This window comes from Micromonospora globosa (assembly GCF_000717585.1).
In the GTDB taxonomy this organism is placed as follows: domain Bacteria; phylum Actinomycetota; class Actinomycetes; order Mycobacteriales; family Micromonosporaceae; genus Micromonospora; species Micromonospora aurantiaca.
Map to the genome: position 1 here is coordinate 18,540 of NZ_JNZR01000045.1, position 16,466 is coordinate 35,005.

Consider the following 16,466-nt stretch of genomic DNA (forward strand, 5'->3'; position numbering starts at 1 on the left):
TGAGCACGGCCCGCGGTGGCCGACCACCGCGGGCCCGCCCGATCGTTCCCGTCCCCGCTCCGCCAGGAGGAGTACGTGACAACCGTCGACCCGTCCCACGCCCGGCTCGGCACCGCGGCCCGGGCATGGCGTACCTTCCGCCGCTGGCAGCGGAGCCGGCCGTTCTGGGGCGGCCTGTTCATCATCCTGGCCGGGGTGGAGATGCTCGCCTCCACCCGGTTGACCCTCAACGGCCTGAGCTTCAGCAGCGGCGCCACCGGTCTGCTCTCGCTGCTGATCCCGGGCATCCTCGTGACGTGCGGGGTGCTGCTCTGGCTCAGCCCGCCGCAGCGGCTGTTCTACTCGATCGTCGCGGCGATCACGACCGTCTACTCCCTGATCGGGCTCAACCTCGGCGGCTTCTTCGTCGGTCTGCTGCTCGGCATCGTGGGCAGCGCGCTCGCGTTCGCCTGGGTGCCGACCCCTCCGGCCGGTCCCGCCGGTCCGGCCGCCGACGAGCGCGACGCCGAGGCGGACGCCGAACCCGGCACCGCTGTGGACGCCGAGCCCGGCACCGCCGCGGACGGGCAGCCCGTGGACACGCGGCCCGAGGACGCACAGCCCGCGGACGAGCGGCCGACCGTCGAGGTGCCGGCCGGCGTACGGCCGGCCGTCGAGCAGCCGACTGCCGAGCGGCCGGGCGGGGAGCGGCCGGTCCCTCGGCAGTCGGTGAACGGGCAGGCGGCCGGATCCGACGGCGGCCCGCCGGAGTGGGCGGGGCGTTCGGCGGACCCGCGCGCCTTCGGCATCGTCCTCGTGGTGCTCGGCCTCGCCACCGCCGGCCTCGCCGTGCAGCCCCGAGCGGTGCAGGCCGCCGCCCCGAGTAAGCCCGCCGCCAGCGCCTGCCCGTCGAAGCCCGCCACGCCGACGCCCGGCGCGAGCGCGCCCACGGCGACGCCCACCCCGTCGCCGAGCGTGAGCCCGACGCGGGATGGCAACATCATCACCGACTTCTTCGAGGGGATCGGTGACCTGTTCAAGGGCAGCAGCAAGAAGAGCGAGACGCCGTCGCCCACACCGACCGCGAGCGGATCGGCGGCCCCGACGAGCAAGCCGACGACCCGGCCCGGATCGACCGAGTGCCCGGCGCCGGGCAAGCCCGGCAAGGTGGACCCGGCGAAGCCCGGCAAAGTGGAACCCGGCAAGCCCCTGCCGCGTATCGCCGCCGACCCGAGCCTGCCGAAGGTGGGCCAGACGCCGTCGAAGCTCACCGGCTCCAAGGTGACCATGACCGGGCTACGGTTCGAGGGGATCACCGACCTCCAGACCGAGCAGGGTGCGCTCAAGGTGCTGAAGTTCAGCATGAAGGAGGCGGTGACCGACGACTTCCTGCTGGTCGCCGACGGTCCCAGGGGCCGCACCCAGCGGTACGCGACCGACCGCCTCACGGTCCGCGACGACGTCGCGTTCTACTGCACCCGGTTCGTCGGCAAGCTCGCCGGTATCAAGCTGACGCTGACGCCGGACCTGCCGTTCCCGGACGGCCTGCCGGTCACGCTCCCCATCCCGGTGACGTTCACCGACCCGGTCATCGACCTGGCGTACGTCACCAGCAACACGCTCACCGGCCGGCCGACGTTGCGGCTGACGCTCGGCGCCTGACCCGGCGGGTGCCGGCGGGACTCACCGCCGGCACCCGCACCCGGTTCAGAGCCGGGCCAGCGCCTTGCGCAGCGGGTCCAGCCCCAGCGAGCCCAGGTCGAGCGCCTGGCGGTGGAACTCCTTGAGGTCGAAGTCGGCGCCCTTGCGGGCCTTCGCGTCCTCGCGGGCCTGCAACCAGATCCGCTCGCCCACCTTGTACGACGGGGCCTGCCCGGGCCAGCCCAGGTAGCGGTTCAGCTCGAAGCGCAGGTTCTCGTCCGGCACCCGGCAGTGCGCCCGCATGAACTCCCAGCCCAGCTCCGGCGTCCACCGCTCGCCCGGGTGGAAGCCGAACGGGTTGTCCCTCGGGATCTCCAGCTCCAGGTGCATGCCGATGTCCACGATGACCCGGGCCGCGCGCAGCGCCTGCCCGTCGAGCATGCCGAGCCGGTCACCCGGGTCGTCGAGGTAGCCCAGCTCGTCCATCAGCCGCTCGGAGTAGAGCGCCCAGCCCTCGCCGTGCCCGGAGACCCAGCACAGCAGCCGCTGCCAGCGGTTGAGCAGGTCGGCCCGGACGGCGGTCTGGGCGACCTGGAGGTGGTGACCCGGCACGCCCTCGTGGTAGACGGTGGTCACCTCCCGCCAGGTGGAGAAGTCGGTGATGCCCTGCGGCACCGCCCACCACATCCGTCCCGGCCGGGAGAAGTCCTCGCTCGGGCCGGTGTAGTAGATGGCGCCGTCGCTCGTCGGCGCGAGGCAGCACTCGATCCGGCGCACCTGCTCGGGGATGTCGAAGTGGGTGCCGTTCAGCTCGGTGACCGCCCTGTCGGCGAGCGCCTGCATCCAGTCCCGGAACGCCTCCTTGCCGCGTACCGTCCGCGCCGGGTCGGCGTCGAGCGCGCGTACCGCGTCGTCGACCGAGGCGCCGCGCCCGGCGATCCGCGCGGCCACCGCGCGCATCTCGGCCTCCAGCCGGGCCAGCTCGGCGAAACCCCAGGCGTACGTCTCGTCCAGATCGACCTTCGCGCCGAGGAAGTACTGCGAGGCCAGCTCGTAGCGCTCCCGCCCGGCGGCCTGCTTCTCCCTGCCCACCGGCGCCAGCTCGGTGCGCAGGAACTGCCCGAACTCGGCGGTGGCGGCGGTCGCTGCGGCGGCGCCCTTGCGCAGCTCCGCGCCGAGCGCGCCGTCGGCGTCGATCCGCTCGACCAGCCCGTGGAAGAAGTTGTCGCCCTCCGGGTCGACCCAGACGTCGCACTGCTTGGCGACCTCGACGAGCTGCACCCGCGAGCTGACCCGTCCCGCCGCGGCGGCCTCGCGCAGCGTGCGCTTGTAGCCGTCCAGCGCGGACGCGAAGCGGTTGAGCCGTGCGGCCACGTTCGCCCGGGCCTGTTCGCCGTCGGTCGGCATGAGGTCGAAGACCATCCGGATCTCGTGCAGCCCGCTCGCGATCACGTTGACCTCGCTGCCGGTCTCGCCCGCGTCGTAGCGGGCCAGCTCCAGGCCGAGGCGCTCCTGCATGGCCTCCTGGGCGGTCCGCTCCGCCTCGGTCTCCGCCTCGGTCACGTCGAGTTCGCCGAGCGTGCGGCGGGCCAGGTCGGCGCGCGCCGCGTAACCCTCGGGCGACAGGTCGTCGAGCTGGTCGTCGTAGCCGGCGATGCCGACGTAGGTGGCGCCGGTCGGGCTCAGCGGGGCCCACTCGGCCACGTACCGGTTGGCGAGGTCATCGATTCGTCCCACGAGGCGACCCTACGTGACCCCGCATCCGGAATACCGCGCGACTTCGTCGTACCTCTGCGGCAGAGTGTCAGGGGTGAACGTCGAGATCACTCCTGACCGCGCGCCGGCGCGGAGCTGGCTGCCCGGGTTCGTCGCGCTCGCCGCCATCTGGGGTTCCAGCTTCCTGTTCATCAAGGTCGGTGTCACCGAGCTGCACCCCGTGCACCTCACCCTCTACCGGGTGGCCACCGGTGCGCTGACGCTGCTCGTGGTGCTTGCCGTGCTGCGCGACCGGCTGCCCCGCGACCCCCGGGTCTGGGCGCACATGCTCGTGGTGGCCGCGTTCGGCGTCGCGGTGCCGTTCACGCTGTTCGGCTACGGCGAGCAGCGGGTCGAGTCGATGCTCGCGGGCATCTGGAACGCCACCACGCCGCTGATCGTGCTGCCGCTGGCGGTGCTGGTGTTCCGCACCGAGCGGCTGACCGTCCGGCGTGCGGTCGGGCTGGGGCTGGGCTTCGCCGGCGTGCTCGTGGTGCTCGGCGTCTGGGAGGGCGTGGGCGGCGCCCACTTCGTCGGCCAGCTCATGTGCTTCGGCGCGGCGGCCTGCTACGGGCTGGCGATCCCGTACCAGAAGAAGTTCGTCGCGGGCAGCGCGTACTCCGGGCTGTCGCTGTCGGCCGCCCAGCTGCTGGTGGCGACCGCGCAGCTCGCGCTCGTCGCGCCGTTCGTCGGCACGCCGCCGTCGCCGACCGGCCTCTCCCCGCGCGTGATCGCGAGCGTGCTGGCGCTCGGCGCGCTCGGCACCGGGCTCGCCTTCGTGATCAACATGCGCAACATCCGGCTGGCCGGGGCGAGCACGGCGTCCACCGTGACGTACCTGATCCCGGTGTTCGCGGTGCTCGTCGGCGCGGTGGTGCTCGGCGAGCGGATGAACTGGCACCAGCCGGTCGGCGCGTTCGTGGTGCTCGTCGGCGTGGCGGTCGCCCAGGGCCTGTTCGGGCGGCGTCGCCCACGCCCGGAGGCGGTGGCGCCCGCAGTCCGCGCCGCCGAGCCGGCCACCCGGGGCTGACGTTCAGCTACGGCCGGTCGTCCACTTCACCAGGCGGTCGGCCGTCCAGGTGTTCACCACCCGCTTCGCCGGTACGCCGCACAGCGCGGCACGCTCGCAGCCGAAGCGCTGCCAGTCGAGCTGGCCCGGCGCGTGCGCGTCGGTGTCGATGGCGAACCGGCACCCGGCCTCCAGCGCGAGGCGGATCAGCCGCTTCGGCGGGTCCTGCCGCTCCGGCCGGGAGTTGATCTCGACGGCCACGTCGTGCTCGGCACAGGCGGCGAAGACGGCGTCCGCGTCGAACTCGCTCTCCTTGCGGGTACGCGCCCGGTGCCCCCGGTCGCCCGGCCCGGTCACCCCGGCGGGCCGGGAGGAGACCATCCGGCCGGTGCAGTGGCCGAGGATGTCCAGGTGCGGGTTCGCGATCGCGGTCAGCATCCGGCGGGTCATCTTCGCCCGGTCGTCGTTGAGGCCGCTGTGCACCGAGCCGACCACCACGTCGAGGCGCGCCAGCAGGTCCTCGTCCTGGTCGAGTGAGCCGTCGGCGAGGATGTCCACCTCGATGCCGGTGAGGAGGCGGAAGCCCTTCGGCAGCGCCTCGTTGACGGCGGCGACGCGGTCGAGCTGCTTGCGCAGCCGCTCCGCGGTCAGGCCCCGGGCCACAGTCAGCCGCGGCGAGTGGTCGGTGAGCACCATGTACTCGTGGCCCAGCTCGACCGCCGCCAGCGCCATCTCCTCGATCGGTGAGCCGCCGTCGGACCAGTCCGAGTGGGTGTGGCAGTCGCCGCGCAGCGCGTCCCGCAGCTTCGCCGCCGCCTCGTCCAGGTCGGTGCCCTCGGTCGCCAGCAGGCGGCGCAGATAGACCGGCTCCTCGCCGGCCAGCGACTCGGCCACGCAGCGGGCGGTGACGTCACCGACGCCGGACAGCTCGGTCAGCTTGCCGGTGCGGGCCCGCTCGGCCACCTCGGCGGCGGGCAGCGCGCCGAGCGTCTTCGCCGCCGACCGGAACGCCCGGACCCGGTACGTGGCCTCGTTCGCCCGTTCCAGCAGGAACGCGATCCGGCGCAGGTCGGCGAGGGGATCCCGGGCACTCATGTCCTGGAACCTACGCGCATACGCCGTCCGCCGCGTGGCCCCGCAACCGCGAGTCGGTCAGCCGCTGCGGGTGGACCGGCCGGGCGAAGCCGGGCAGCCGTGCTTGCGCTGCCAGGCGGTGACCTCGGCGACCGGCGAGCGGTTGCCGCCCTTGCGCCACGAGTTCAGGTACGGCGCCGGCCAGACCACGCCCCGGCGGATCCACCAGTCGTCCGCGCCCGTGCATTTCGGGGAGAGCCCGAAGTGCAGGTGGCAGACGTTGTTGGCGTTCCCCGTACGGCCCACCTCGCCGAGCTGCTGCCCGGCACGCACCCGTACCCCGGCGTCGACACCCGCGGTGATCGCGCTCAGGTGCGAGCCGTAGTAGCGCACCCCGTCGTCGCCGAGCAGCGAGACGGAGAGCCCACCGTTGTCCGGGCCCAGCGGCCCGCGCTTGTCGAACCGGTCGACGCGGCTCACCTCCAGCACGACGCCGTCGGTCACCGCCACCACCGGTTCCCCGCAGTCGGCGAACACGTCGGTGCCCGGGTAGCCGCCGTGCGTCGGGTGGTAGTCGACGTTGCCGGCCCGTACCGGGAAGACCCGCTTCACGTCGGTGCGCGCCGGCGACGGCGTGGCGGACGAGGAGGCGACCGGCGGGGCCGGGTCGGCGGGCTGCGCCGCCGTCGCGATCGGACTCGGTTCCTGCCACCTGTCGGCGCGCCCGGTAGGGGCGCCGCACCCGGCGGCGAGCGCCGCGACGAGCAGCAGGACCGGGTACGCCGGCCGCGTGCGGCGTCCGATCGATGGCGAGCGCATCCGGTCATCCTGACAGACCACTACCGTAGGGACGAAAGTCGAACGCGGGACGGACGGTCCGGGAAAGGGGGCGGCGGTGACGCACGGGTGGCACGGCGGACCCGAGGGGACCGGTCCGGGGGCGTTCCCGCCACCGCGTACGCCCTCGGGGCTGTTCCCGTCGAGCACGTCGATGCGGCCCAGCTACCGCGAGCCGTACCCGATCACCGGTGCCGGCGTCGCTGTCGGTGCGCTGGTCGCGTTCGCCTGGTTGCTGTTGTTCGGGCTGGTCGGCGGCGGCGTCGCCGGTTACGCCTGGTGGACGCTGCTGGCCGGCGGCCTGGCCTGGCTGGCCGCCGCGGTGCTGGTCCGCCACGGCGACCGGGGGGTGGCGACGGGCGTAGCGATCGTCACCGCGGGTGGCTGGAGCATCGCCGCAGCGATAGTCGCGATGCGGTGGGCGCAGACCGGGGACTGGCCGCTCTGGTGACCTTCGGTGCCGGTTTCGCTGCGTAGCGAAGGCCACCTTGACGTACGCCTGAGGACGGTCCACGCTCGCGGTATGGCCTGGACCACACCGCCGCGGCTCGACCCCGATCGGAGCCGCCGACGCCTGCAACTCCTCGCCGAGTTGGCCGGTGCCCGTGCGGTACAGCAGCGCCAGCGGCCGCAGCGGGCCCGCACCGAGCGGCTGCGCCAACTCATCGCCACCCGCCGGCGCGTCGTCGGCTGACCGGCTTTCTCTTCAGGAACGGCCGGCCCATACGGGGCGTTGACCGCTCGCCTGCCGACCCGACCGGTTAACGTGCATCGCGTGACGTGTCGGCGTGCTGCCGAGGCTGATTTGGGGGGACCGTGTCGTACTTCGCTGCTGCCGTGGCGCGCGTCGACGGCGGCTGGACCGCCGGTGAGGTGAGCCTGCGGGGCGTCACCGACATCGAGGAGGTCGCCGACCGGCTGCGCGACGTCGAGCCGGACGCCGACCTCTCGCTGCTGTTCGTCGAGGCCGACGACACGTACCTGGTCATCCTGCGCCTGGACGAGGGGGAGGACCTGCGGGTCTTCGGCTCGGACTCGGCGTACGCGGAGGAGTCCCGGCTGGGCGCGCTGCTCGTCGGCGACCTGAAGACCTCGGTGACTGGGCTGGAGGAGGTCGACGAGCCGCGCGCCTCCGGCGGCGACGACGACACCGAGCAACCCGCTGTCGACCCGGAGGCCGACCCGGTCGGTGACGCCGACCTCCTCGCCGACCTGGGCATCCCGGCGCAGAAGCTGCTGGCGCTCTGCGCGCACGAGGGCTCCATGCCGGCCGACGTGACAGCCGAGATCTGCCAGGTGCTCGGCTGCGCGGACGAGGTCGAGGAGCTGCGTGAGGTCTGAGCCCGGGGAGTCCCTGACGCCCGGCGCCGCCGAACCGGCCGACGCGACAGATCCGGCGCTGGAGACCGTACGCCCGGGGCAGCCTACCCCCGGCCGGGCCGGGCGCGTCGGTCCGGGCGCCGACGAGGCGCTCGCCGACCCGGGCGCGATCGGCCGCCGGCAGCGGCACGAGCTGTGGATGCGCCGGGCCCTGGAGGTCGCGGTGACCGGCCCGGACGATGCGACCCCCGACGCCGACGACGTGCCGGTCGGCGCGGTGCTCTACGGACCCGACGGCGCCGAGCTGGCGATCGGACGCAACGAGCGGGAGCTGACCGGCGACCCGACCGCGCACGCCGAGGTGCTGGCGTTGCGCCGGGCCGCGCAGCGGCTGGGCCGCTGGCGGCTGGACGACTGCACGCTCGTGGTGACGCTGGAACCGTGCACCATGTGCGCCGGGGCGATCGCGCTGGCCCGCGTCTCGACAGTGGTGTTCGGCGCCTGGGAACCCAAGACGGGCGCGGTCGGGTCGCTCTGGGACGTGCTGCGCGACCGCCGCGTCACGCATCGCCCCGAGGTGTACGGCGGCGTACTGGAACGCGAGAGCGCGACGTTGCTGCGCGCCTTCTTCCGCTGACCGCCAGGTCTCAGGCGTCGGCCGGGGCGGGGCGCAGCAGCGTCGCGGCGACCGCTCGGCCGACCTCGGTCCAGGCGGTCGGGCGCAGCGTGGCCGGGTCCAGCCGGACGATCGACCGGGTGCCGGTGGCGTGCACGGTCGCGCCGTCCACCGAGCGGAACTCGAAGGCGTAGCGGGCGCTGCTGGTGCCGAAGTGTTCGAGCCAGAAGTGCACAGCCACCGTGCCGACGCCGACGACCGGCGCCTGGTAGGTGATGGTGAACTCACGGACCGCGTGGAACACGTCGGGGGTGGCGTGCACGTCGCCCCGGAAGGCGACGCCGCGCTCGGCCCAGTAGGGAGTCAGGGCGCGTTCCAGCAGCACGGCGTAGCGGGCGTTGTGCAGGATGCCCATGGCGTCGAGGTCGTCGAAGTGCACCGGCACGTGCTCGACGTGCCCGAACTCGGCGACCTGCCGGTCAGCGGTGGCGTGGCTCATGACTGGCCTTCCGGTAGCAGGGTCGGATCCGGGCAGAGCGCCCGCAGCCGGGTCAGCAGGCCCTGGCGGGCGTGCCGGTAGGTGGCGTCCGGGTCGAGCAGCCGGGACCGCATCACCGCGCTGATCCCCAGCGCGTCGATCTCGTACGCGAGCAGCGGCACGTCCAGGTCGGCGGGAAGCTCGCCGAGGTCGACCGCCTCCTGCACGAGGCGCTCCAGCAGTGCGGTCCACCTGGCGAACGCCTCGGCGAGCCGGTCCCGGACCGGGCCGGGGCGGGCGTTGTACTCGAACTCGGTGTTGGCGAAGAAGCAGCCGCCGGGCAGCACCCGGGCGGCGTAGAAGTCGATCCGGGCCTCGTGCAGCGCGCGCAGCCGGCGTACGCCTCGTGGCGCGCTCAGAGCGGGGGTGACGATCCGTTCCTGCCACTGCGCCACGGCCCGGTCGACTGTGGCGAGTTGCAGTGCCTCCTTGGAGCGCCAGTGCGCGAAGAGGCCGGACTTGCTCACCTCCAGCCGGTCGGCGAGCTGGGCCAGGGACAGACCGTGCAGGCCGACCTCGGTCGCCAGCGCCACGGCGGTGTCCAGCACCGCGGTGCGGGTGCGGTCGCCGCGGGCGACGCGGCCGTCGGAGGTCATGCGATCAGCCTAGGGGAAACAAGCACGACCGGTCGTATTTATTTTTGTGACCCGGGTAACGCGCAACCGCCCCGCCACCGAGCGGTGACGGGGCGGCCCTGGATCGATCAGGTCAGGCGATGATGGTGTCCAGCGCGATCTCGACCATCTGGCCGAACGTCTGCTCACGCTCCTGCGACGTGGTCTTCTCGCCGGTCTTGATGTGGTCGCTGACGGTCAGGATGGTCAGCGCGCGGGCCTTGAAGCGCGCCGCGATCGTGTAGAGCGCCGCCGACTCCATCTCCACCGCCAGCACGCCGTAGTCGGCCAGCCTGTCGTACAGGTCGGGCCGGTCCGTGTAGAAGGCGTCCGCCGCCAGGATCGGCCCCACCCGCATGCTGATGCCGCGCCGCTCGGCCACCTCGACCGAGGTACGCAGCAGCCCGAAGTCGGCCACCGGGGCGTAGTCGATCAGCCCGTCGAAGCGTATCCGGTTCATGTTCGAGTCGGTGGACGAGCCGATCGCCGCCACCACGTCCCGCAGTTGCAGATCCTCGGTCAGGGCACCGCAGGAGCCGACCCGGATCAGCGACTTCACGCCGTACTCGTTTACCAGCTCGTGGGCGTAGATCGAGGCGGACGGCATGCCCATGCCGGAGCCCTGGACGGACACGTCGACACCGTTCCACTTCCCGGTGAAGCCCAGCATGCCGCGCACCGTCGTGTAGCAGCGGGCCCCCTCCAGGTAGGTCTCCGCGATCCACTTGGCCCGCAGCGGGTCGCCCGGCATCAGGACCCGCTCGGCGATCTCTCCCGGCTCAGCGCCGATGTGCGTACTCATGGCAAAGATCCTGCCAGGCCGGGCCGAGGGATACCGGTTCGGCGTCCAAGCCGGCGGTCCTGTACCCTCGTCGGCGGTGGCGTGTCCGAGTGGCCTAAGGAGCACGCCTCGAAAGCGTGTGAGGGTTTACGCCCTCCGCGGGTTCAAATCCCGCCGCCACCGCTCGTGAAATGCGAGAACGCCCGGGTCGATCCGCGAGGATCGCACCGGGCGTTCTCGCATCCCGTCACGAAGGAGCCGTCGGTGCGGCCAGCGTCGCCGCGCCTGTCACCGCACGCCGGGCCCGAAGCCTGTCGCGCTCATGGCGCGTATCACCGCAGGCGAGTCGAGCAGCCGTACCGCTGACTCGACGCAGAGTCCGCGAATGCACACCTCGAGCGGGTTGGCCGCCGGGAACAGCAGTTGGCCGTCCCGTTGTCGCCAGGCCTTCACCAGATCCGACGACCTGACGAACTCGAGCTGGGAATAACTGTGACTGCGGCCGCGCAGCGCATCGGCACCGAAGTCGCAGATTGCCAGGACGGTGAGCATCAGAGTGTCTTCGATGCTCCCGTCCTGGCCGGTCGGGTCGTCGACGTCGCTTCGCATCGCCAGCCGGAAGGCGCATCGCCCGGATGTGTAGCCGGTGTCGAGGAGGGAGCCGTCGAGGACTTTCTTCGAGAGGAGGGCTTCGACGGCGTAGCCGGCTGCTGTCGACGTCGACCGCGTCCTGCCGAAGGTGCCCTCCGCTCCTTCGAGTTGCCTCGTCTCGCCGCTCCTGATGACTCCGGTCTCCTGGATCGCCCACTCTGCCGGCACGCGCATGGTGGGGATGCTCACGACTCCTGGATGGCGGACGTTCCCCTCACTGCTCCGAATGCCGACCAGTACCAGCTCCGGGTCGTCGGCGGGCACCATGACGAGACCGATCACTGCTTGGGGAAGATCATTCGGTGCCCGGCGTCGAATCGTCGACGCCTCATCTCGAAGCCACATCGGTCCTCGCTCGAAGAATATCGATCTGTTTCGTTGGCTTGTATTTTCGGATAGGTCGGCGTGGTCAGTGACTGGCGGCAATTGGGCGAGCCAGAATGGTGGTGCGGAACCATCCCTCGCGCTGCGTCAACAGACGATTCAAACGATCAGTATACGCCTCGGTGTACAGGTCGGACTGGCTGACCACGAGGAGGTTCTCCTCCCGGTCCCAGTCCTCGGCTGCGACGAGTTCGTCGAAAGGCTCATGCCGGTTGAGCACCAACTCGAACACGGCGAAGCCGAGTTGTGAGCCGTCCGCCGTGGAAACGACCTGGTATCCGTGGAACTGGAATCGGCTCTCCGGGGCATCGAGGCCGCAGCAGATGAACAACTCCCGCTGCGCTGCGCGTATGAACGCCTTCACCGGGACCCCGAGCGGGCCATCGGTTCTGGTTGCCTGCCACATCGCGTCGGTGGCGGCATCCACGTGCCGGTCGGCGAATACCGGAACTCCCAGTGCGGTAGCCAGGTCCTCCTCAAGGAGCCTGCTGGTGATGAGCGAGTATTTTCCGAAGGAGTCGGTGTCCGAGAACTCGTTGCGCTGCCTGAGCATGACGACCGGGCCGCGGTTGGTGTTCGCGCGGATCATCACGGCCGCCACTGGCATGCAGGCGGGACGGGCCTGCCCGCCGGTCCCGTACGGCTCGAGGCCGTGTACGACGAGGTAAGGCGTCTTCTCGTCGTGCCAGCCTCCCGGCGGTGGGGGGCCGTTCACATCGCTCGCTTCGATCAGGTCACAGCGCACCTGCCGGATCGCCAGCTCTTCGCAGCCTTCGATCAATCGGCTGTGCATGTCATCTAGAATGGGATAGTTGTCGTCCGTCTCCTCGACCACCAGAAGGGGAAGGTCGTTGCTCTGATGGCCGGCCCCTATTGTCAACCAGAACTCTTTACGGCCTGTACTGCGGACGGTGACGTGCATCAGCATTTCCAAGAAATAGTGACGCATCCCCAGCAACTGCAATGCTTTGCTCCGCCTGGCAGCGGCGGCGGGGACCGCCCGCGCCTGCTGACGAGCGCAGTTTCGGATCGTGTCCACGGCCGCCTGCCAGTCCCGTACGACCGGCCCGAGCCCGACTCCGCTGCGCCCGGTGAGAATCATTGACGGCGTCGGTGTGACGTAATGCAGGCTGTCCCACGGGAAGTCCTTTTCGCTCTTGCGTACCTCCGCGGCAACTGTTGACATCGCCAGTACTACGCTCCGGCTGGCGATTCCGCATATCGAGATCTTCGAGGCCTCGCGTAACGTACGTTCCAGCTCGGAGCGCCGGTTCGCCTCCGGCGGCCCCACCAGATACTGGCTCCGTCGCAAAGCGTTCGACGACTTGGACGTGGCGGGGCCGGTTTTCCCCATCAATTCCTCGGTGAGCCGAAGATCCTCGTTGCCCCTGCCCCCATGATTTGCCATGTCGCTGTCCTCAAAGATGTGAACGATAGACGCGGGAGACCTCTCGGATCATGACCGTCCATTGCCGCAGGATGTCTTCCTCGTCGGCGTCTGATCTCGCCACCGCATTGGCGAGGCTGAGGCATGCCTCGCGAGCTGCCTGGTCCTTCAATCGCGCGGCCGACAGCACCAACCGACGACGTACCGCCGATTCCGATTCGGTCAAGGCGCGATAGACGCTGATGTCCTCGAACAGTCCCAGTATCTCGTCACATCTCGCACGCTGGTCCTCCCTTCTTCGCCGTCGACTCTCTCCCGACCCCGCAATCATCGGCGCGACAAGACCCGCGATCAGCCCTACGAGTGCCATGACTGCGGGAATGAGGGCTGGAACGACGGGCTGGTCCATGGCCTCCCCAGATCACGGTGCGCGACACGTAGGCGGACATCGAGATGGCCCCGTCATGGGCACCAATGCGGCCATTATCACATGAAAATGAAGCGCAGAGAATCATCCAATCAGGCCGTACCGGCGTCAGAGCTCAGGGCTTCGCTATTCGATAAGCGGCAGACCTGATAAATCGTCCCATTGGTCGAGCGTGGGTCGTTGAGCCGAGGCGCCGGAAGCGGCCGGGTGGAGGGCTGTGCCCGGCGGTCGCTGCCGAGCGTCAGCAGGGGCCGTAGCCCTCGTCGAAGAGGCGACGGGCCCAGTCCGCGTACCCGGCGATGATCTCGCGGACGGTGACGCCGTCGTGCAGGAACAGGTACGCGCGGTCGCCCTCGCGGGCGAGCAGCCCGGCGAAGCGGTGACTGCCGGGCGGTGCCGGCAGGTCGACGGCGCCGGGATACGCGGCGCGGACCTCGCCGACCGGCGTGCCGGCGCTGATGCCCTCGGGCGTGCTCATCGGGTCGTCGAGCCACAGCAGGACGAGCCGGTCGTCGACGAAGATCGGGCTGACCGAGCCGTGCCCCACAAGCGCGGGTCCGCATGCCTCCTCGTCGGCGCGCAGCACGCCGCGCCGGGTCAGGGCCGCCTCGGTGTCGCCGAACTCCGCGTTGCGCAGGCCTTCCAGGCTGACCACCTGGGCGGCGCCGACCGGGCGGGTGGGCCACTGTGGATGAACGCCGCTGCCGGCTGCGGACGCGGCAGCAAGCATCGCGGCAATAAAGCCGAATTGTCGTAGCTTCATGCAATCCCCCAGTCACCAACGGGGCCAGGGCGATGAGGTTGCTGGTGCTGGTCGGATTGGCGTAGTTCCCACTCTTCAGCCAGGTCGTCCCAGTAGTCGGCGGACAGTCCGCGGCGGCCGTGCGCCAGCCAGCCGTCCGTGTCGCGCTCGAGGTGCAGGCCCAGCTCGGCGAACGGGTCGATCCACGCGCCCGGCTCCGCGCCCAGCCGGGCCAGCGCCGTGTTGATCGGCCACTCGGTACGCGGCCGGTCCAGCGCGGCGTCGTACCGCGGGCCCCAGCTCACCTCGCCGCCCAGCCAGACCACCGCCGACTGGTGGCCCAGGCCGCCCGCGAACTCCGCCTCCAGGTACGCCACCGGGCTGATCCTCGACCAGCAGGCCAGCACCTCCGCCAAGGGCGGTGACAGCACCAGCCGGAACGGGCGCTCGGCGTGCGGCTCGTCGGTGGCGTAGTCCGGCAGGCCGCCGGTCAGTTCCTGCACGAGTTGCGGGGTGACCGGCAGCAGCGCGAAGTCCTGGCGGAGCGCGGCGAGCACCGCGTGGTCCAGGTCGGCGGTCTGCTCGCGAAGCAGCTCGACGTCGGCGACCACGGCGCTGAGCTGGTAACTCATCCGGTCCTCTCGGCGTCCACAGGCTGTGGATGGAACATGTGTACGAGGGTCTCAGGTGGTTCCGTTGGTCAGGTACCTCGGGCGTCCGTCGCTCAGCGCGGCCACCGCGTGACGCAGCCGATGCCAAACGTACGGGCGAAGCAGCGCCTGCGCATCATCGAGCGCAACGAATCGTGCGTCGGCCAGTTCGCCGTCAGCCGGTTTCAACGGCTCGGCGGGAGGCAGTGCGCCGCCGTCGAAGATGAACATCAAGCTGTCGTCCCAGGGGCCGTGCGGTGCCACCCAGTCCACGACCAGCAACGGTCCGACGCGCAGTTCGAGACTCAACTCCTCGCGTAGCTCCCGCTCGGCGGCCAGGTGCGGCGGCTCGTTCGCCTCCGCCATGCCGCCCGGCAGGTCCCAGTCGGGCTTGTAGCGCGGATCTACCAACAGGATGTCGCCGTCACCGTTGCGCAGCAGTACGTCAGCTCCCACCCGCTTCCGGGGCTGCCGCGCGTTGCCCTCGGCGAGGTGGACCTGCCAGGCTGCCGGATCTCGCTCGTACAGGGGACGCTCGTGGGCCATACCGACGATTGTCGGCCGTCCTCACGCCGTCGGCAGCGGCAGCGCCACCCATCTCCGCTCCCGGATGGCGTCGCGAAGCCGGTCCAGAAGCTGTGGCACGTCCGGGCACCGGACGGCATGCGATCGCAGCAGCAGTGCGAGATGTCTGAGCTGGTCGAGGACAACGGCCGACCCCAGCCCGTGGGTGAGTTCGACGGTCTGGTGCGTCAGGTCGCACGCCTCCTCGATCCGGGCCTGCCCGACGAGCGCGGTGGCCAGGAGCATCCGGGCGAGCGCCTGACTCCGCACCCGGCCGCCCGGCCGCTCGGCGACGTTGCCGTTGAGGATGCGAAGAGCGGCCGTGACGTCACCGAGGCGAAGCAGGCAGCGCGCCGACTCGATGTCGAACGAGGTGCGGTCGAATGGACTCAGCCATTCGGTGGGTGCAGGTGCCGCCTCCGCGAAGGCGGACTCAGCCCGCTGAAGGGAAGCATGGCAGTCGGCGGTGAGACCCGCTGCGGCGAGGCCGCGTGCCTGCAAGGCGAGAAGACGGGCGCGTATCAGAGCACCGGCCTCCTCTTGAGCGACAGCCCCGAGCCCGTCCCTGGCATGTGAGATCGCGGCCTCCGCGTTTCCGCCGTGGCAGGCGAGGTGGCTCAGGCTTCCGTGCACCTGCGCCACCAGCAGCGCGTCTCTGCTGTCGACGGCGAGCGCCAAGGCGGCAAGGAAATGCCGTCTACTCGTCGTGCTGTCCCCGGAATCGTGCGCCATCCAACCGGCCATCTCGCGCAGGGCAGCGGTCGCCATGAGTACCTGTGGGGACATGGCAGGAGGACCCGCCGGCCCGGAGAAGGCGGCAAGGTGCGTCAGTACGGTGCTGTAGAGGTTCTTGCCGCCGACCTGACGATCTGCGGACCGGAGTGCGCGGATCAGTTGAGGACCCACCTCCACGACATCGGCCGGCAGCGGGGTGTCGCCTGGTGCGGCCGGTAGTCGGAACCACAAGGTGTGCGCGGGTATCCGCAGCATGCGGGCCCAATGTGCCAGTCGGTCGAGGTGTACCACCGCTGGTCCGTTCTCGATGCGGCTCAGTTGCGCCTGCGTAATCCCGAACCAGCCGGCGACCGTGGTTTGGGGCAGCGGCTGTCGCCCGTGATAGGGATGGTGACGGTAGGCCCGGACAACGCGACCGAGGTGCCGATCCGCAAGCGCATGGCGAAGCGGTTCATGGGACCAGAAGCTGGGTGGAACGTCGGGAGCAGCGACGATGCGGTCCCGTTCCGCTCGTTGACAGGGAGCGCACCGTCCCGAGCCGTTGTCGGCAGCCAGGTTGGCGCCGCAACGCGCACACCTGCTTGGCCTCGATGCCGCGATCACTCACTTATTCAATCTGCTCAGTGAGTGTCGGTTATGCACGCAACGCATAACCGGCCATGACTAAGGGACGTCTCGTAACCCCGGTGTCTGTCTAGTCAGGACGATCGGTCAGGATCCCTGGGTGCAGGTGATCACCGCAGCCAACCCTGACTGGATCTT

Annotated in this window: 19 protein-coding genes and 1 tRNA gene; 7 read left to right on the top strand and 13 right to left on the bottom strand. The window is 70.8% G+C overall.

Annotation, left to right across the window (positions count from 1 at the left end):
* The first annotated feature begins 75 nt into the window (after positions 1-75).
* On the top strand, positions 76-1,641 hold the full coding sequence (locus IF06_RS0129515) for a DUF6114 domain-containing protein (RefSeq protein WP_030274949.1): 1,566 nt from the start codon (positions 76-78) through the stop codon (positions 1,639-1,641).
* 45 nt (positions 1,642-1,686) lie between these two features.
* Here the strand turns inward: IF06_RS0129515 and IF06_RS0129520 are convergent, their stop codons facing one another.
* A complete protein-coding gene (locus IF06_RS0129520; protein WP_030274951.1) occupies positions 1,687-3,357 on the bottom strand; it encodes a DUF885 domain-containing protein in 1,671 nt (556 codons plus the stop codon).
* 73 nt (positions 3,358-3,430) lie between these two features.
* Here IF06_RS0129520 and IF06_RS0129525 point away from each other — a divergent pair, with 73 nt between their 5' ends.
* Positions 3,431-4,405 (top strand): DMT family transporter, encoded by a 975-nt coding sequence (locus IF06_RS0129525; RefSeq protein ID WP_174361751.1) that lies wholly within the window; start codon positions 3,431-3,433, stop codon positions 4,403-4,405.
* Between the two features lie 3 nt (positions 4,406-4,408).
* On the opposite strand, the gene IF06_RS0129530 is transcribed toward IF06_RS0129525, so the two are convergent.
* Both IF06_RS0129530 and IF06_RS0129535 read right to left on the bottom strand, forming a co-directional pair.
* Positions 4,409-5,479, bottom strand: coding sequence for a PHP domain-containing protein (locus IF06_RS0129530; protein ID WP_030274952.1), 1,071 nt, complete (start codon positions 5,477-5,479; stop codon positions 4,409-4,411).
* A gap of 57 nt (positions 5,480-5,536) precedes the next feature.
* Positions 5,537-6,277: a M23 family metallopeptidase gene (locus IF06_RS0129535; protein ID WP_030274953.1), complete on the bottom strand. Its 741-nt coding sequence runs from the start codon at positions 6,275-6,277 to the stop codon at positions 5,537-5,539.
* Between the two features lie 172 nt (positions 6,278-6,449).
* Here IF06_RS0129535 and IF06_RS0129540 point away from each other — a divergent pair, with 172 nt between their 5' ends.
* The 4 genes from IF06_RS0129540 to IF06_RS32400 all read left to right on the top strand — a co-directional run bounded on the left by IF06_RS0129540 (position 6,450) and on the right by IF06_RS32400 (position 8,252).
* On the top strand, positions 6,450-6,746 hold the full coding sequence (locus tag IF06_RS0129540; RefSeq protein WP_013289066.1) for a hypothetical protein: 297 nt from the start codon (positions 6,450-6,452) through the stop codon (positions 6,744-6,746).
* 72 nt (positions 6,747-6,818) lie between these two features.
* Entirely contained in the window at positions 6,819-6,989 is a 171-nt protein-coding gene (locus IF06_RS34065; protein ID WP_018786529.1) for a hypothetical protein, read from the top strand.
* A 122-nt stretch (positions 6,990-7,111) separates the two neighbouring features.
* Positions 7,112-7,636: a tRNA adenosine deaminase-associated protein gene (locus IF06_RS0129550; protein ID WP_013474946.1), complete on the top strand. Its 525-nt coding sequence runs from the start codon at positions 7,112-7,114 to the stop codon at positions 7,634-7,636.
* Positions 7,637-7,784: 148 nt separating this feature from the next.
* Entirely contained in the window at positions 7,785-8,252 is a 468-nt protein-coding gene (locus tag IF06_RS32400; RefSeq protein WP_030274955.1) for a nucleoside deaminase, read from the top strand.
* Between the two features lie 10 nt (positions 8,253-8,262).
* Here IF06_RS32400 and IF06_RS0129560 read toward each other — a convergent pair whose 3' ends face one another.
* From IF06_RS0129560 to deoD, 3 genes are all read right to left on the bottom strand, one after another.
* Entirely contained in the window at positions 8,263-8,730 is a 468-nt protein-coding gene (locus IF06_RS0129560) for an acyl-CoA thioesterase (protein WP_013289063.1), read from the bottom strand.
* Positions 8,727-9,365 (bottom strand): TetR/AcrR family transcriptional regulator, encoded by a 639-nt coding sequence (locus IF06_RS0129565; RefSeq protein ID WP_030274957.1) that lies wholly within the window; start codon positions 9,363-9,365, stop codon positions 8,727-8,729. The genes IF06_RS0129560 and IF06_RS0129565 overlap by 4 nt, the downstream gene beginning before the upstream one ends.
* 112 nt (positions 9,366-9,477) lie before the next feature.
* Positions 9,478-10,185: a purine-nucleoside phosphorylase gene (gene deoD, locus IF06_RS0129570; RefSeq protein ID WP_030274959.1), complete on the bottom strand. Its 708-nt coding sequence runs from the start codon at positions 10,183-10,185 to the stop codon at positions 9,478-9,480.
* A 75-nt stretch (positions 10,186-10,260) separates the two neighbouring features.
* Between deoD and IF06_RS0129575 the strand changes: the two genes are divergently transcribed.
* Positions 10,261-10,347: transfer RNA gene (locus IF06_RS0129575), tRNA-Ser, on the top strand.
* Between the two features lie 105 nt (positions 10,348-10,452).
* Here IF06_RS0129575 and IF06_RS0129580 read toward each other — a convergent pair.
* The 7 genes from IF06_RS0129580 to IF06_RS0129605 all read right to left on the bottom strand — a co-directional run bounded on the left by IF06_RS0129580 (position 10,453) and on the right by IF06_RS0129605 (position 15,959).
* Positions 10,453-11,004: a hypothetical protein gene (locus tag IF06_RS0129580; RefSeq protein WP_225319525.1), complete on the bottom strand. Its 552-nt coding sequence runs from the start codon at positions 11,002-11,004 to the stop codon at positions 10,453-10,455.
* Positions 11,005-11,224: 220 nt separating this feature from the next.
* Positions 11,225-12,607: a hypothetical protein gene (locus IF06_RS0129585; RefSeq protein WP_013289059.1), complete on the bottom strand. Its 1,383-nt coding sequence runs from the start codon at positions 12,605-12,607 to the stop codon at positions 11,225-11,227.
* A gap of 10 nt (positions 12,608-12,617) precedes the next feature.
* Positions 12,618-12,995 (bottom strand): hypothetical protein, encoded by a 378-nt coding sequence (locus tag IF06_RS33735; RefSeq protein ID WP_041799133.1) that lies wholly within the window; start codon positions 12,993-12,995, stop codon positions 12,618-12,620.
* A gap of 259 nt (positions 12,996-13,254) precedes the next feature.
* Positions 13,255-13,776 carry a hypothetical protein gene (locus IF06_RS0129590; protein WP_013289058.1) on the bottom strand — a complete coding sequence of 174 codons (522 nt, stop codon included), beginning with the start codon at positions 13,774-13,776 and terminating at the stop codon, positions 13,255-13,257.
* The gene (locus tag IF06_RS0129595; RefSeq protein WP_030274963.1) at positions 13,773-14,387 is read right to left on the bottom strand and encodes a hypothetical protein; all 615 of its coding nucleotides are present in this window, start codon (positions 14,385-14,387) and stop codon (positions 13,773-13,775) included. Before IF06_RS0129595 ends, IF06_RS0129590 begins: the two co-directional genes overlap by 4 nt.
* A 51-nt stretch (positions 14,388-14,438) precedes the next feature.
* Positions 14,439-14,951: an NUDIX domain-containing protein gene (locus IF06_RS0129600; RefSeq protein WP_030274965.1), complete on the bottom strand. Its 513-nt coding sequence runs from the start codon at positions 14,949-14,951 to the stop codon at positions 14,439-14,441.
* Positions 14,952-14,972: 21 nt separating this feature from the next.
* The gene (locus IF06_RS0129605) at positions 14,973-15,959 is read right to left on the bottom strand and encodes a DNA-binding protein (RefSeq protein WP_232236794.1); all 987 of its coding nucleotides are present in this window, start codon (positions 15,957-15,959) and stop codon (positions 14,973-14,975) included.
* Between the last annotated feature and the right edge of the window lie 507 nt (positions 15,960-16,466).

What these genes read in the sequence shown, in the direction of transcription:
- IF06_RS0129530 (WP_030274952.1), bottom strand. Translation starts at nt 5,479, where the DNA reads ATGAGTGCCCGGGATCCCCTCGCCGACCTGCGCCGGATCGCGTTCCTG.
- IF06_RS0129535 (WP_030274953.1), bottom strand. Translation starts at nt 6,277, where the DNA reads ATGCGCTCGCCATCGATCGGACGCCGCACGCGGCCGGCGTACCCGGTC.
- IF06_RS0129540 (WP_013289066.1), top strand. Translation starts at nt 6,450, where the DNA reads ATGCGGCCCAGCTACCGCGAGCCGTACCCGATCACCGGTGCCGGCGTC.
- IF06_RS34065 (WP_018786529.1), top strand. Translation starts at nt 6,819, where the DNA reads ATGGCCTGGACCACACCGCCGCGGCTCGACCCCGATCGGAGCCGCCGA.
- IF06_RS0129560 (WP_013289063.1), bottom strand. Translation starts at nt 8,730, where the DNA reads ATGAGCCACGCCACCGCTGACCGGCAGGTCGCCGAGTTCGGGCACGTC.
- IF06_RS0129565 (WP_030274957.1), bottom strand. Translation starts at nt 9,365, where the DNA reads ATGACCTCCGACGGCCGCGTCGCCCGCGGCGACCGCACCCGCACCGCG.
- deoD (WP_030274959.1), bottom strand. Translation starts at nt 10,185, where the DNA reads ATGAGTACGCACATCGGCGCTGAGCCGGGAGAGATCGCCGAGCGGGTC.
- IF06_RS0129585 (WP_013289059.1), bottom strand. Translation starts at nt 12,607, where the DNA reads ATGGCAAATCATGGGGGCAGGGGCAACGAGGATCTTCGGCTCACCGAG.
- IF06_RS33735 (WP_041799133.1), bottom strand. Translation starts at nt 12,995, where the DNA reads ATGGACCAGCCCGTCGTTCCAGCCCTCATTCCCGCAGTCATGGCACTC.
- IF06_RS0129590 (WP_013289058.1), bottom strand. Translation starts at nt 13,776, where the DNA reads ATGAAGCTACGACAATTCGGCTTTATTGCCGCGATGCTTGCTGCCGCG.
- IF06_RS0129595 (WP_030274963.1), bottom strand. Translation starts at nt 14,387, where the DNA reads ATGAGTTACCAGCTCAGCGCCGTGGTCGCCGACGTCGAGCTGCTTCGC.
- IF06_RS0129600 (WP_030274965.1), bottom strand. Translation starts at nt 14,951, where the DNA reads ATGGCCCACGAGCGTCCCCTGTACGAGCGAGATCCGGCAGCCTGGCAG.
- IF06_RS0129605 (WP_232236794.1), bottom strand. Translation starts at nt 15,959, where the DNA reads ATGCTGCGGATACCCGCGCACACCTTGTGGTTCCGACTACCGGCCGCA.